The organism is Vibrio sp. 1641, assembly GCF_033339995.1.
GTDB lineage: Bacteria > Pseudomonadota > Gammaproteobacteria > Enterobacterales > Vibrionaceae > Vibrio > Vibrio alginolyticus.
This window is the reverse complement of sequence record NZ_JAWOVP010000152.1, coordinates 1-739: the sequence shown is the minus strand read 5'-3', so window position 1 is coordinate 739 and position 739 is coordinate 1. Positions and strand designations below refer to the sequence as shown.

General features: G+C 43.7%; 1 protein-coding gene and 1 pseudogene. One reads left to right on the top strand and one right to left on the bottom strand.

Annotated elements, in window-relative coordinates; genetic code table 11:
• Positions 1-328: Lrp/AsnC family transcriptional regulator (locus R7Z47_RS24760; RefSeq protein WP_318130751.1), on the bottom strand; the 328-nt coding region annotated here is incomplete at its 3' end.
• A gap of 149 nt (positions 329-477) precedes the next feature.
• Here R7Z47_RS24760 and R7Z47_RS24755 point away from each other — a divergent pair.
• Positions 478-739: pseudogene (locus R7Z47_RS24755) on the top strand (EamA/RhaT family transporter); the annotation flags it as partial.

The window sequence follows — 739 nt, the reverse complement described above, 5'->3', positions numbered from 1 at the left end:
TCCGATCTTCCAATAAATAATCGTAAGCACCAGATACGACGTGACAAGAAATCACCTCATCCATATCGACGATTGCGGTTTCAAACTCATCGATTGACGACGCTTGGTGATTATTCAAACTCACTTCAACGAACACCGTCATCGCAATGCCTACTGCGCCACGTGAGATCATTGCTCGATATCCGCTGATAACCCCTTCTTGTTCAAGACGTTTTAAGCGCCTCGCACATGGTGAAGCAGATAGCCCTACTTGGTCAGCAAGCTCCGCTGTCGTTAATGTGGCGTCTTTCTGTATGAGATGAAGTAACTGCCTATCAATTTTGTCCATGCCAACTCCCTTTGCCAAAAATCACTAAATTGAATTAATTTAACGCAGTTTAACACCAATACTGAAACAAAGTACGTCACATTTTGCCAACATGATGCGTCAGTTTCGTTCAATAATTACAGCGAACTTTACACATGGACGCGACAACGATGATTTTGGGATACGCTGCAATTTTAGTGACCGTACTGCTTTGGTCTGGTTTTTTCATTTCGCTCAAAGGTGGGGCAATTTCGGCACTACAACCTGCTGATATTGCTTTGGTGCGCTTTCTCGTTCCTAGCCTAATCTTGTTGCCTTTTGTAATGAAACATAAAGCCGCCCTAAAAGCCGTTCCCAACAAATACCTTACTGGTATTGTCTTGGGTAGCGGTTTACCTTATTTACTTGTAGCGGGCACTGCCATGCATTTCG